Origin of the sequence: uncultured Halomonas sp. (assembly GCF_947501415.1) — a bacterium.
Classification (GTDB): domain Bacteria; phylum Pseudomonadota; class Gammaproteobacteria; order Pseudomonadales; family Halomonadaceae; genus Halomonas.
The window spans coordinates 22,453-35,983 of sequence record NZ_CANMVL010000008.1 but is presented as its reverse complement, the minus strand read 5'-3'; the positions used below and the strand labels follow the sequence as shown (position 1 = coordinate 35,983).

10 protein-coding genes are annotated in these 13,531 nt (G+C 58.5%); 5 read left to right on the top strand and 5 right to left on the bottom strand.

Annotation, left to right across the window (positions count from 1 at the left end):
* Positions 1-169: 169 nt before the first annotated feature.
* Together Q0894_RS06050 and Q0894_RS06045 are read right to left on the bottom strand one after the other, a co-directional pair.
* Positions 170-1,186, bottom strand: a complete 1,017-nt coding sequence (locus tag Q0894_RS06050; RefSeq protein WP_299232421.1) for a TAXI family TRAP transporter solute-binding subunit — start codon at positions 1,184-1,186, stop codon at positions 170-172.
* A 310-nt stretch (positions 1,187-1,496) separates the two neighbouring features.
* Positions 1,497-1,961 (bottom strand): flavodoxin family protein, encoded by a 465-nt coding sequence (locus Q0894_RS06045; RefSeq protein WP_299232420.1) that lies wholly within the window; start codon positions 1,959-1,961, stop codon positions 1,497-1,499.
* Positions 1,962-2,030: 69 nt separating this feature from the next.
* Between Q0894_RS06045 and Q0894_RS06040 the strand changes: the two genes are divergently transcribed.
* Positions 2,031-2,510, top strand: a complete 480-nt coding sequence (locus tag Q0894_RS06040; protein WP_299232418.1) for a YbhB/YbcL family Raf kinase inhibitor-like protein — start codon at positions 2,031-2,033, stop codon at positions 2,508-2,510.
* Positions 2,511-2,659: 149 nt separating this feature from the next.
* Here Q0894_RS06040 and Q0894_RS06035 read toward each other — a convergent pair whose 3' ends face one another.
* On the bottom strand, positions 2,660-3,346 hold the full coding sequence (locus Q0894_RS06035; RefSeq protein WP_299232416.1) for a type 1 glutamine amidotransferase domain-containing protein: 687 nt from the start codon (positions 3,344-3,346) through the stop codon (positions 2,660-2,662).
* Positions 3,347-3,944: 598 nt separating this feature from the next.
* Between Q0894_RS06035 and Q0894_RS06030 the strand changes: the two genes are divergently transcribed.
* From Q0894_RS06030 to Q0894_RS06015, 4 genes are all read left to right on the top strand, one after another.
* Positions 3,945-4,475 carry an outer membrane beta-barrel protein gene (locus Q0894_RS06030; RefSeq protein WP_299232414.1) on the top strand — a complete coding sequence of 177 codons (531 nt, stop codon included), beginning with the start codon at positions 3,945-3,947 and terminating at the stop codon, positions 4,473-4,475.
* Positions 4,476-5,293: 818 nt separating this feature from the next.
* Positions 5,294-6,352, top strand: coding sequence for a hypothetical protein (locus tag Q0894_RS06025; protein ID WP_299232413.1), 1,059 nt, complete (start codon positions 5,294-5,296; stop codon positions 6,350-6,352).
* Between the two features lie 93 nt (positions 6,353-6,445).
* The gene (locus Q0894_RS06020) at positions 6,446-7,372 is read left to right on the top strand and encodes a hypothetical protein (RefSeq protein WP_299232411.1); all 927 of its coding nucleotides are present in this window, start codon (positions 6,446-6,448) and stop codon (positions 7,370-7,372) included.
* Between the two features lie 173 nt (positions 7,373-7,545).
* Positions 7,546-9,417 (top strand): P-loop NTPase fold protein, encoded by a 1,872-nt coding sequence (locus Q0894_RS06015; protein ID WP_299232409.1) that lies wholly within the window; start codon positions 7,546-7,548, stop codon positions 9,415-9,417.
* 367 nt (positions 9,418-9,784) lie between these two features.
* On the opposite strand, the gene Q0894_RS06010 is transcribed toward Q0894_RS06015, so the two are convergent.
* Together Q0894_RS06010 and Q0894_RS06005 are read right to left on the bottom strand one after the other, a co-directional pair.
* Positions 9,785-12,103 carry a heavy metal translocating P-type ATPase gene (locus Q0894_RS06010; RefSeq protein WP_299232407.1) on the bottom strand — a complete coding sequence of 773 codons (2,319 nt, stop codon included), beginning with the start codon at positions 12,101-12,103 and terminating at the stop codon, positions 9,785-9,787.
* Positions 12,100-13,464: an APC family permease gene (locus tag Q0894_RS06005; RefSeq protein ID WP_299232405.1), complete on the bottom strand. Its 1,365-nt coding sequence runs from the start codon at positions 13,462-13,464 to the stop codon at positions 12,100-12,102. Before Q0894_RS06005 ends, Q0894_RS06010 begins: the two co-directional genes overlap by 4 nt.
* Between the last annotated feature and the right edge of the window lie 67 nt (positions 13,465-13,531).

Sequence of the window (13,531 nt, the reverse complement as noted above, 5' to 3'; positions counted from 1 at the left end):
ATGGGGCAGGGCGTGGCGACGGTGTTCGAACGCCTGGCGTAAGCACCGGCTCGATGCAGAAAACAGCGGCGGCGCCCCGAGGGCGCCGCCGCTTCGTTTTGGTTGCCACTGATATCAGATTGCCACTTTTATCAAATTGCCACTCGCTCGCCTCCCCCTGCCGCCGGTATCAGTTCGCCATGCCCGCCAAGGCGGCGCCGCGTCGAATCTCGTGGCGTACGGGGAGCAGTGCCTCGTCATGGATCCAGCCCCGCTCACGATAGTAGCGCAAGGCGCCATCATGGAGGGGGGCGCTCAGGCCCTCCTCGATCATCACCTGGGGCGTCAGCACCCCCAGGGCGGGATGGGTAGCCTTGAAACGGGTAAACGCGCCGAATACCTCGGACACCAGCCGGTAGACCTGCTCTGCATCGACATCGGCGCGGGTAACCAGCGTTGCCTTGACGCCGAAGGTGTGGATCTCGGGCTGGTCGGGCCCATACAGGCCAGCGGGGATCGTGGCGTAGCTGAAGTAGGGGTAGGCGTTGACCAGCAGGTCGATGGTGGTGCCGCTGACATCGATGATCTCGGCGTTACACAGACGAATGGCCTGAGCGACCGAGTCATTGGGATGCCCCACCGTATAGACCATGGCGTCGATATTGCCATGGCACAGTTCCATGGATTGCTGATCGGCGGGCAGGTCGTGTACCTGGCGGAAGGTGGTGCGGCTCCAGCCGCGGGCATCCATCAGCCTGAGCATGGTGCTGCGCTGCCCGGAGCCCGGGTTGCCGATATTGACGGAGCGTCGCTGCAGATCCTCGAGGCTTGCGATGTCGGCATCGCGGCGGACGACCAGAGTGAACGGCTCACTGTGCAGCGAGAACACCGAACGCAGGGCCGTATCGGCGCCGGCCTGGCGGAATCCCTCGATGCCCTGGGTGGCATACTGGTGCAGGTCCGACTGGACGAGAGCGAATGCCAGCTCGCCACGGCGCAGGGCGCGCAGATTGGCGCTGGAGCCATCGCTGGGTTGTGCCCGACAGGGCGTGCTGAGGGTTCGACACAAAGCGCGTCCGACCACGTGGTAGACCCCGGCCGGACTGGCGGTGGCGATGGTCAGGGGTGTCTCGGTATCGGCAGGCAGGGAAGCGTGCAGTAGCAGGCTGGCGATGCCAACGGCCAATCGTTTGGCGATGCTGTTCATGACTCACCTCGTAGCAGTGAGTCGGCCAGAGGCACACCAGAACCAGTGAGGTGGCGGGGCAATGCCTGTCAGGAGAGGTGTCGCCCGGTATCTGGTCGACAGGCTGTGTTGTTATCTCGATGGTTATCTTGACGGTTATCTCGATTGTTAGCTTGGTGTGGCTATCCTGGTGTCGTTATCTCGGAGTTGTGGTATCGGCCAGGATGGCCAGGCGGGGCCCGGTCATGTCTCGATCACCAGGTCCATCTTTCAGGTATAGCAGGACCGGCGAGGCAGGCTGGGGCATTCAACGTAATTCTATCGAATAAGGTTATAGCACCCCCGCCTCGAGTCCTGCGGCCATGGCCATGGCGAGCTCCTCCACCTGCTCGGTGAAGGACTCCTGCCATTCGCCGCGCAGGATCAGCGGTTCCTGTGCCCAGCGCCAGCGCAGGCCGGTGGTGATGCTCTCCACGGCGCGGCGCGTGCCGGTGCCATCATGACCGGCGCGGACATAGAGGGCACAGGGCAGCCCCTGGGTCTGTTCAAGGACCTCGTAGTAGCTTCTGTCGAAGAAGTCCTTCAGGGCACCGCTCATATAGCCCAGGTTCTCGGTGGTGCCGAGCAGGATGGCATCACAGTGACGCACGTCCTCGGGACCCGCCTCGAGGGGGGGCTTGACGACCACCTCCACGCCTTCGATCTCGGGATGGCGGGCGCCCTGCTCGGCGGCTTCGCGAAGCCTGAGGGTGTTGGGTGAGGGGGCATGGGCAACGATCAGCAGACGCTTGGGCATGTTGACAGCTCCTCGTTTGTTTCCCAGGCTACGTTGACGTTCGTCTGTCTTCAATCAGGAGGATTACCGATGGCATTCGCCCTGTCGACCCTGCGCCTCTCCAGTCCCGCCTTCGAGGACGGAGGCGCCATTCCAGCCAAGCATACGGGGGAGGGCGATGACCTCTCGCCGGCGCTGGTCTGGCAGGATGCCCCCGAAGGCACCAAGGGCTTCGCGCTGATCTGTCACGATCCGGATGCCCCCCTGGTGCAGAACGGTACCTACGGCTTCGTGCACTGGGTGCTCTACAACATTCCCGCGTCCACCACCAGCCTGGAGGAAGCGACCAGCGTCGGGACGCGTGGCAAGAACGACTTCGGCAAGCTGGGCTATGGTGGCCCCATGCCGCCCGAGGGGCACGATACCCATCGCTACTACTTCTGGGTGATGGCGCTGGACAAGCCCACCGATGACCTGCCCGAGGGGATCTCCCTGCGGGATCTGCTGCTCAAGGTCGAGCCGCATCTGCTCGGCATGAACCGTCTGGTGGGCACCTACCGGCGCGGCTGATCCCGACCCTGCAAGTGGTCTTATCCTGCCAGCAGCCTGTCCCTGCAGTAGCTGGCCTGCAGTAGCTGGCCCTGGAGTAGAGAGACGAGCGCCCCGGCATCATGTGATGCCGGGGCGCTCTGCCATGGGGCCTGGAAAAAAGGCGCGGGTTATTCGCTCAGTGCCTCGAGCAGTACCTTGGCGACGGGCTCCGAGGAGGGCGGGTTCTGGCCGGTAATCAGGCGGCCGTCGCGGCAGGTGTAGGGCGCGAAGTCGTCCGCCTTGGAGTAGTCCGCTCCGGCGGCCTTGAGGGCCTCTTCCACCAGCTGCGGTACCACCTCGGTCAGGCCCACGGCGTCCTCTTCACCGTTGGTGAAGCCGGTGACGCGGCGGCCACGGACGAGTGGCTCGCCCTCGGTGTCGCGCGCATGAAGCAGGACGATGGGGGCGTGGCACACCGTCGCCACCGGCTTCTGCTGGGCCCAAAAGGTCTCGATCAGGCGGATGGAGTCGGGGTTGTCCACCAGATCCCAGAGTGGACCGTGACCACCGGGGTAGAAGATGGCGTCGAAATCGTCGGCGCTGACCTCGGACAGGCGCCGAGTAGTGGCCAGCTGCTGCTGGGCATCGGGGTCCTGCTTGAAGCGCCGAGTGGCGTCGGTCTGGCTCTCCTCGGCATCGCTCTTGGGGTCCAGCGGCGGCTGGCCACCGGCGGGCGAGGCCAGCACCACCTCGGCGCCGGCGTCGAGGCAGGCGTAGTAGGGCGCCGCCAGCTCCTCCAGCCAGAAGCCGGTGGGCTCGCCGGTGTCGCCCAGGCGGTCGTGAGAGGTAAGGACCATCAGGATGCGTTGGCTCATGAGAATCTCCGTGTCAGTGGTGCTGCATGTCTGGAGTGTGGTGGCCAGTGTGACGCAATAGGTGGTCGCAGGGGAATTGAACTTTGCCTATGGCCGGCATGCAGGCTCTCCATTGCCGTCGGCGAGGTGCTCGATGACATGGCGTCAAAGGCGATCCGCTGCTTTTCCACAAGCGCCAGATGCGCCTGGCTGTCGAAGCCGCTGTCGTAGCGTCGCCGTGCTCGGCACCTTTTGCAGGGGCAGCAGCTGCTGGAAGGGCTTGTCGCGGCGGAAGGATAGCGTCACAGTCGCTCATGCTCAGACACAACAGGCCCAGTAGCTCTTGACCACGTCGTTGGTGCGCATGCACAGGTGGTGGGGAAGCGGCTATCGATGCCGTCGACACCGGTGATCTGAAAGCGCTGCCGTATAGTACTGTCTGGGCGAATGGCGGTATCCGCTATATTGCCATGCAGATCAGTGGGTTAGATGCATTCCAGGGTCGGCCTCACGGATTCAGGTAGAGGGGAAGGTCAGTCGAATTACACTATACTGTTGCACAGCAAGTATAAAAGGTTTGTCCGGATGATTCTTGCGGGGCTGCTATTAGGAGCAGGTCATGAACAAAACGAAAATCATTGGTGCCATTTTGTTGACGCTGGGTCTGACGGGCAATGCCCTTGCAGAGAATGGCTTCTATGGTGGAGCGGGCATCGGGCAGGCAACCATCGATGCGTGTGATGGTGTCACCAGTTGCGACGATAATGATACCAGCTGGAAGGTCTTCGGCGGTTGGGAGATGAATTCGAATATCGCCTTCGAGGCCGCCTGGGTAGATTTTGGTGAGATCAGTGGATCCGTAGACGGTTCGGCAGTCAGCGCCGAAGTGGACGGCTGGACGCTCGCTGCAAAAGGCATTCTGCCGCTCAACGAGCAGTTCAGCATGTTCGGCAAGTTCGGCACGATTATGTGGGATGTTAAAGGGGACGGTGCTGCTTCCGGTACTGATGACGATGGCTCTGACCTGATGTATGGCCTCGGTGGTCAATATATGGTCACTGACCAGCTCGGTATTGTCGGTGAGTGGGAGTGGTATGATATTGACAGTGACATTGATCTTTTTTCCATCGGTGCATTGTACAAGTTTTAAACTGCTCAATCGCGCACCGAAAGGAGGGGGAGTTGCCTCCCCCTTCCTCTCACATCACCGGACAAGATTGACATCTGAAATCAGTACCTGTCATTTCCGGTGCCGGGTTCTGGGGCACTTTTACTGTCGCCTTTTCACGCAATGCAGTTGGCAGTCATTGATCCAATACTTCCAGAAGTCAGCTCACATCATTTCTCTTTAAATCGACACGTCCTTGCGACGCCCGATGGCTCAGGCGTAATATCAGATTTGATAAATCGTCCGCTTTTGGCCGGATTGGGAATGTTAGTCTATGCTGATGGATAGCTTTCGACCCAAAGCCGACATGCCAGCAAGTGCTGCATGCTCGTTCATCCGTGTCAGGCAGGCACATGGTGGCACCAACATGGAATCAAACATGCTGCCCGAGGCTACTCGCAATGTGGAAGAAAATATAGGCAATGATCAACGAAGAGATTCAAAGACACTTCCATGCTATCTGGTGTCGAGCTCTTAACGAGCCTGCTCTCGAGAATCTCACCCCAAGCATGATCGAGTCTTGGGCTGTAGCTCGAGGATTAGCGGTGGAGGGAGCCGAAGAGCGTGATGTAGGGACATTTGGAATAACGAGATGTATCGTCCTCACGGTGGACGGTGGTCGAGGGTGCTTTCCGAAAATTCACTCTACTGGGGATGAAAGCTGGGAGCGACGGAGAGAAGGTGCGGATCGTCATGCTGCTCTATGGAAAAAAATGGAGTGGTTCTGCCCGTTGTGGGTGCCAAACGGAAAACTTCAGAAATTGCTCCGAGAAACAGAGGCTTGCTCAAAGGAACGAGCAGTGGAGCTCTTCGACTATCATACATCTACCATTTATACGCTTGCGTTCCAGGCCGTCTGCATCGAACAGTTGATGCCGCAGGCGCGCAGTTTACGAGATTTTTGCTCTCTTACGCGCGAGGCGTACCTCGCTTTCTACAGTGGCTATGGTGCGTCGAGCATCGCTGCCCTGATCCCGGCGATCGAGGGTTCGTTGACCAAGATCCTCTCCGAGGCCCATGCTGGTCTATCCGTGTCTGATAAAGTCAATCGAGCTCTTGATCGCGCCATCGGCTGCGCAGCGCGCATTCATTTCGATCGAATGTGGGTGCCTGAAGAGTATCTGACCGTCGAGTACTTGTTCGGACAAGACGAGCGCGTGTTCGTGTTTGAGACCTTCCGTCGATGGCTGCTGGGATCTTTCTTCCGGAAAACTGGAGAATATGACGGAGTAACGTGGTTAAATCGTCATCTTTTTGCCCATGGGGCGTCCTCTTCTTGGCAGCAGGCAGCCAACTTTCGGAGATTGGTGGTTGTGATTACGACGCTCGGCGTCATAGAGTCCTGGTACAACGAGGCGGGTGGGGTACCTCTCTTCTTTCCGGAAATGAATGAAGATAGTACGCTTCTATGGCAGAAAGCATTGTTCAATGCTGAGGCGCAGGGCATCCTTAAGGAGATTGCCGAGCAGCGATATCACGAACACGGGCGCCTCGTTCCAGAATTACCAACGGACGATGGTGTTCTACTTCGGAAGGCAATCCTCTCCAAAGACTGCATTGATGATCTTGTTCGGCCATTGCGCGACGCAGGCTGGAGTGTCGAGGTGGAAGAGCCGGACGAACGCGCCCTTTATGTCACCGTGGTCGCCACCGATGATAGAGAACGACTTGGAGTAGCGTTGCTCTATAGCTGCGCGACTACCAACGAGCTTTACCGGGAGCTTGCAGAAACTTGTGCCGTCATTCTTTATCGAGGGGCCCCGTACCATCAGGAGCAATACGCTCACGGAGTTCAAGTACACGTGGGTCCTGTTGCAGCTTGGCAGCCTCCGCTTGCCCCTCGCCTGAGACGAGCGTAGCGTCATTGGAGCCGCCCAATAAGCGCTTGGATCAGACGAGCAAGCGCTCGCCGCTCAAGCGAACGTTAAGTGAATACGAAAGGAGTCTCATCCATGATCATAACTAAGAAAAGGATTAGATCGCTTAGGGCGTATACAAAGGGTTTGGTAGAGGCCCAGCCCTTAGTGGTATGCGTTAGCGTCTCGGATATTGATACTAACACGGCTATAGATATTGGGTTTAGTCCTGATCTTTTGCCGGGAGAATCTGTTCTTCCAAAAGCTGTCGGCAATATTACAACATTCAATGCTGAAGGCAAAGAAATCCCATTGAAAGACAAGCCGAAGGAAACGCACTACAGACAGCAAGAATGGACTTGGAAAGAATTTAGAGGGAGATACGATTTTGAAGAAAGATCAAGAATCGTAGATATACCATACGAGCGTTACCCTCGAAAATTTATAGAGCCACCTGCTATTGAATTCAATGTCGCTACGAACGCTGGTAGTGAGAAACTAATCGTTTCAGATTCGGTAGAGTTTTTACCTAAAAATGATAATCTTATAATTCATGTGATAAACCTGTTTTTAGAGATTTTTGGCTACTGCGAAATTAGAAATGCAGGCCTTGATTCTATAATCCGCGCCCCTCTGCGGAAGTTGAACTGGGATGTGCTTCCCCCTGGCAAGAAGCCTTGGGGTGAGCTAAAGCCACTTGTAAGAGAAGCTACAGAACATTTGTCGGATGGAAATAAAGTCGTAATCGATAAGAGGTTGGAGTCTATCAATGTGCATGAGCCTGATTTTGTTGCAGTGGGAAGAGCTGGATTTACAGGGTATTTAATCTTCGGATTTCCTGAAAAAAGCTTGTATATTTTGGAAAGCACACAGACCAATAACGCCACTTATGTTATAGAAAATAATTGGGAGGTGCTGTCTGGCCTAACTAAAGCAGAGATTCTAGAAAATGATTTGCACAAGGAGCGAGTCATCCACAGAGAAAGTTGGTTTAATGAAATTAATAGAATTCTGTGTAACTAAATCCCTTGGCAAGCGTAAGCACTCAGAACAATTTTCCGCTGCGCTCAAAATTGGCCGGTGTTGCGGGCGTTACATGAAAAATATCTGAAAGACCGCTTCTGGCCGGTCTTGGAAATTTAATATACGCTGATGAAAAAGATCGGCAGCTCATGCCTCAAAACGCATGAAAGTGGATGCCCTTTTCTTCTTCCTGCCTTGATGTAGACAAGACCAATCGCAATGGTATCGATATGGATCGCAACCAGCACGTCAAAGAGTACCTGACCTACTACACTTTTTTCCCTCATCCTCCGCGCTACGCCGTTCTTCTGAATGGTCCATGGGGGATCGGTAAGACATATTTATTGAAGGAATTCCTTGACGCACTCCCCTCCAAGGGGATCAAGTATATTTATCTCAGCCTTTATGGTCTTACAACCCTTGACGAGATCGATGATGTGCTGTTCCGAGCGATGTATCCGGTCTTCGAAAATAAAGGTGTCAAAATAACTGGGCGCGCAGTAAAGGCGCTGGGGAAATACTTCAATATCAATATCGATTTGGAAGCTAAGGAACTTCTAGATAAGGCCAATGCGGAAATCTTCGTCTTCGACGACTTGGAGAGGTGCAACATTCCAGTCAACATGACGCTCGGTTATATCAACGAGTTCGTAGAGCACGAGGGCCGAAAAACAATCATAATCTGTAATGAAGAGGAAGTCAAAGACAAGGCTGATTACGCTCGTGTGCGCGAAAAGTTAATCGGCAAGACTCTCGAAGTTCAGTCGGCCTTAGAGCAGGCTCTCAGCGCCTTCTTGGAGTTGGTTGAAGATGATCAAGCTAGAGAGTTTATGGTGTCACAGGTGGACGATATCTCAATAATTTACCACCAGTCAGAACTGCATAATCTGAGAGTGCTTCAGCAGACAATTTGGGACTTTGAACGATTCTACACTGCATTAGAAGATAATCATCGGAATAATAGTCATGCGATGACAGCCCTTCTAAGGATGCTCTTCGCACTATCTTTCGAACTAAAGACTGGAAGACTAACGGCTAGAGACCTACTCGATAGACAGACTGCAATTCTCATGTCCCACATGCCCTCGGCTAAGGAGAAGGGCTCGGCACCACTACTCGCAGCTACTCAGCAGCGTTACCCAGAGGCCAGGCTAGATGATACAGTACTCTCTGATGAGACCCTTACTGACCTGCTAATAAAAGGCGTCGTTGACAAAGACGCGATCCGTACAGACCTCGATGCAAGCACATTTTTTGTCAGTGTTGGCGATGAGCCCGCCTGGAGGACTGTTTGGTATGCCTTTGAACGAACGGAAGACGAATTCAATGAGGCATTTTACGAGATGGAGAGGGCATTCGGTAATCGTGAGTACGAAGCCCTCGGTGAGATTCTTCACGTTCTTGGACTTCGTCTATGGCTAGCGAAAATCGGTGTCATACCTTCCACTCTTCAGGATGTCATCGAGCAGGGTAAGCGCTACATCAACGATCTCTACTCGGAAGGGCGACTACAGCCGCTTTCACCTGACGAGGATGCGCATGATCTGAGATCCAGTGGCCATGGTGGCCTGGGGATTCATGAGAATGAATCTGCTGAATATAAAGAGCTCTTCACATACCTCCAGGATAAACGGGAGAAAGCTGCTAGCGACCGATATCCAGCTCTTGCAGAAGAAGTTCTGGAAGAGATGTCTACATCTCCAGAACTTTTTTTTCATCGAGTCAATCTGATTAATGGAGAGAAGAGTGAACTTTACAACGTTCCAGTACTGGCAGCACTTGATCCTAGAAAATTCGTTGCCGCTCTGTTAGATCTCCACCCAGCACAGCAACGCAATGTCCTGATAGCGCTGAAGACAAGATACGAAAGAAGGACCCTTGATAGAGAACTGGCCACCGAGAGATCATGGGCTAGCGATGTTCGCAGACTCCTTCTTGAAGCTAGTGAAGCAATGTCTCCAATCTCAAGCTATAGGATTCGTAGATGTGTCATGCACTCATTAGATGATGTGCTCGGGATAGAAGCCCAAGACCAAGAGGGCTAAGGGAGTAAAAAAGATAACAAGGCCTCTGTGCGTAGTTCGAGATAGTATCAGAGTAGCACTTATGAAAATCGGCAATGATGCCTCCAGCGGCGGTGCTAAAGTCAGCATTCGGTTGCTGGCTCGTGGTACTCGCTAGTCTACAGTACGTTAATATGGCGTTACATCAGGAAGATTAAATATGCCTTCAATTTTTCATCGCTTAGTGGCTCCAAAAAATGACCCCAGGCCCTGCACTATATCAGCTTCTTCTGAAAGACCGCTTCTGGCCGAAATCGGATATAGCGCGCCACCGTGGCGATGTCGCAAACGGGCACGCTATATCCTCTTGGGCGTTGCCAGTAGATGACTCTGCACCTCTCTCGCTTTGTCAGTCAGCGGATTTCAGCTTCACAAGCCTCAGCCGCAGCGCATTGGCGATCACGCTCACCGAGGAGAGCGACATCGCCGCGGCGGCGATGATCGGCGACAGCAGCAGGCCGGTGAAGGGGTAGAGGATGCCCGCGGCGATGGGCACCCCCGCGGCGTTGTAGACGAAGGCGAAGAAGAGGTTCTGGCGGATGTTGCGCATGGTCGCCCGCGACAGCCGGTGTGCCTCGACGATGCCGGTCAAATCCCCGCGCAGCAGGGTCACGCCGGCGCTCTCGATGGCCACGTCGGTGCCGGTGCCCATGGCGATACCCACGTCGGCGGTGGCCAGGGCAGGGGCGTCGTTGACGCCATCGCCGGCCATCACCACCACGCGACCCTCGTCACGCAGGCGCTGCACCACGCGCCCCTTGTCTTCGGGGAGCACCTCGGCCTCCACCTCGTCGATGCCCAGGCGGCGCGCCACCGCCTCGGCGGAGGTGCGGTTGTCGCCGGTGAGCATGACGATGCGGATGCCGTCGGCCTGCAGGGCCCGGATGGCCGCCTCGGTGGTCTCCTTGACCGGGTCGGCGATGGCCAGCAGGCCCGCCAGGCGACCGTCCACCGCGGCGAAGATCACCGTGGCGCCGTCGCCGCGCAGCCGTTCGGCCTCGTCTTCCTGCTCGGCCAGGGCCACGCTCTCGCTCTCCATCAGCAGGCGGTTGCCCAGGGCGACGCGACGGCCGTCGACGTTGCCCACCACGCCCTTGCCGTTGGGCGAATCGAACTCCGTGGCCTCCGTCGGCTCGACGCCATCCTCCTTGGCCCGCTCGACGATCGCCTGGGCCAGGGGGTGTTCGCTGCCGCGCTCCACCCCCGCGGCCAGCCGCAGCAGCTCCTGCTTATCGATGCCCTCGGCCGGGCGCAGTTCGGTGACCCGCGGCTTGCCTTCGGTGAGGGTGCCGGTCTTGTCGACCACCACGGTGTCGACCTTCTCCAGGCGCTCCAGCGCCTCGGCGTCGCGGATCAGTACCCCCGCCTGGGCCCCTCGACCCACGCCGACCATGATCGACATGGGGGTGGCCAGCCCCAGGGCACAGGGGCAGGCGATGATCAGCACGCTGACCGCGGCGATCAGCCCGAAGGCCATGGGCGGTGCCGGCCCCCACAGCGACCAGGCGATGAAGGCCACCACCGCGACCAGGATCACTGCCGGCACGAAGACGCCGGCGACCCTGTCGGCCAGCCCCTGGATCGGTGCCCGGCTGCGCTGCGCGCTGGCCACCATCTGAACGATCTGCGACAGCATGGTGTCGCGGCCCACCTTGTCGGCACGCATGATGAACGAGCCCTGGCCGTTGATGCTGCCGCCGATCACGCCGTCGCCGGCCTCTTTACGCACCGCCAGCGGCTCGCCGGTGACCATCGACTCGTCGATGTTGGAGCGCCCCTCCAAGACCTCTCCATCCAGAGGCACCTTGTCGCCGGGGCGCACGCGCAAGCGATCTCCCACCTGGACCTGGTCCAGCGAGACCTCCTCCTCCTGGCCGTCGTCGTCGAGGCGGCGCGCGGTGGCCGGCGCCAGGTCGAGCAGGGCGCGGATCGCCCCGGAGGTCTTCTCCCGGGCACGCAGCTCCAGCACCTGGCCGAGCAGCACCAGCACCACGATCACCGCGGCGGCCTCGAAGTAGACCGCCACCGAGCCATCGGCCTGGCGGAAGGTCTCGGGGAAGATGCCCGGCACGATCGTCGCCAGCAGGCTGTAGATCAGCGCCGCCCCGGTGCCGATGGCGATCAGGGTGAACATGTTGAGGCTGCGCCGCACGATGGAACGCCAGCCGCGCACGAAGAAGGGCGCGCCTGCCCAGACCACCACGGGGGTGGCCAGCAGCAGCTGGATCCAGTTCGAGACCTGGGGGGCGACCAGGCGGTCGAGGCCGAACACATGGCCGCCCATTTCCAGTACCAGCACCGGCAGCGCCAGGACCAGCCCGATCCAGAAGCGCCGGGTCATGTCCTTGAGTTCCTCGGAAGGCCCGCTATCGGCGGTGACCGTCTCGGGCTCCAGGGCCATGCCGCAGATCGGGCAGTCCCCCGGCCCCTCCTGGCGGATCTCGGGGTGCATCGGGCAGGTGTAGATCGTGCCGGGTGGCGCCGGCTCGGCGGGGCTGTCGTCGCCCTGCAGGTAGGTGTCAGGGTCTCCTTCGAACTTCTGCCGACACCTCGCCGAGCAGAAGTACCAGGTCTTTCCCGCGTGACTGGCCCGGTGTTCGGTCTGGTGGGGATCGACCGTCATCCCGCAGACGGGATCCGTCACCTCGTGGGTGTGCGACTGGGTCATGCGCCATCCTCCCTGCTGTGGCTGTCACTCGCCTCGTGCGAATGAGCATGGTGGCCGGCGTCCTGGGCGGGCCGCCGGGAAAGAAAGGCGTATTCCGCCACCAGGATGATGGCCATCGCGGCGGCGGCAACGTAGAGCACCAGCGGGTCGGTGGTGGCCTTGACCCAGAGGAAGCCTGCCAGCACCACTAGGTCGAGGGCGATCGCGGCCAGCAGGATGGCCGGGCGTGCCGCCACGTCATCCCGCAGGTGGCGCAATACCCCCCAGTGGATGGCGATATCCATCACCAGGTAGAAGATGATGCCGAGTGCCGCGATGCGGCTCAGGTCGAAGAACGCCGTCAGCAGCAGGCCGAGCACGATGGTATAGACCAGGGTGTGCTTCTGGATGCTGCCCGGCATATGGAAATGGCGATGCGGCACCAGCTTCATCTCGGTCAGCATCGCCAGCATCCGCGACACCGCGAAGACGCTGGCGATGATGCCACCTGCCGTGGCCAGCATGGCAAGCAGCACGGTGAACCAGACGGCGGCCTCCCCCAGCGCAGGGCGTGCGGCCGCGGCCAGCGAGTAGTCCTTGGTCGCGATGATCTCCGTCAGTGACAGGTTGCTGGCGACGGCGAGGCCCACCAGCGCATAGATCACCACGCACAGGGCGATCGAGACGATGATGGCCCGGCCGACGTTACGGTGGGGATCGCGGATCTCGGCCCCGCTGTTGGTGATGGTGGTGAATCCCTTGAAGGCCAGGATGCCGAGCGCGGTGGCCCCCAGGAACCCGGAGACGCCGGGCGCCGGCGCCTCGGCCGTGGCCCGGATACCGATGGTGTCGGCCACCAGCACGCCCACCACGCCGAACAGGATGATGCCACCGATCTTGATGACCCCCAGCACCGACGCCACGCCCTGTATCAGCTTGTTGGCGGAGAGGTTGATGAGGAAGGCGGCGATCAGCAGGCCGACACCCAGCGCCGGCACCAGCAGCGAGCGGTTACCCCCATCGAACAGCTCCAGGGTATAGGAGCCGAAGGTCCTCGCCAGGAAGCTCTGGGCGATCACCATGGAGAAGTACATCAGCAGCGCATGGAAGGCCGTGGGCAGGGTGGGCCCATAGGCCTTGTGAAGGTACATGCCGATGCCGCCGGCCGACGGGTAGGCATTGGACATCTTGACGTAGGAGTAGGCGCTGAAACTGACGATCATGGCCGCCGAGAGGAAGGCCAGGGGAAACAGCTCACCGGTCATCTCAGCCATCTGTCCGGTCAGCGCGAAGATCCCGGCACCGATCATCACGCCGGTTCCCAGGGCGATGGCCCCGACGAGGGAGAGGCTGTTCTTCTGGTACTGAGGCGACCTGTCCATGCATCTCCTTGCGTGTCGATATGGGCGAGTGAGGCATCGAACTGCCAGGCGTGCTGTGCCAGATGCA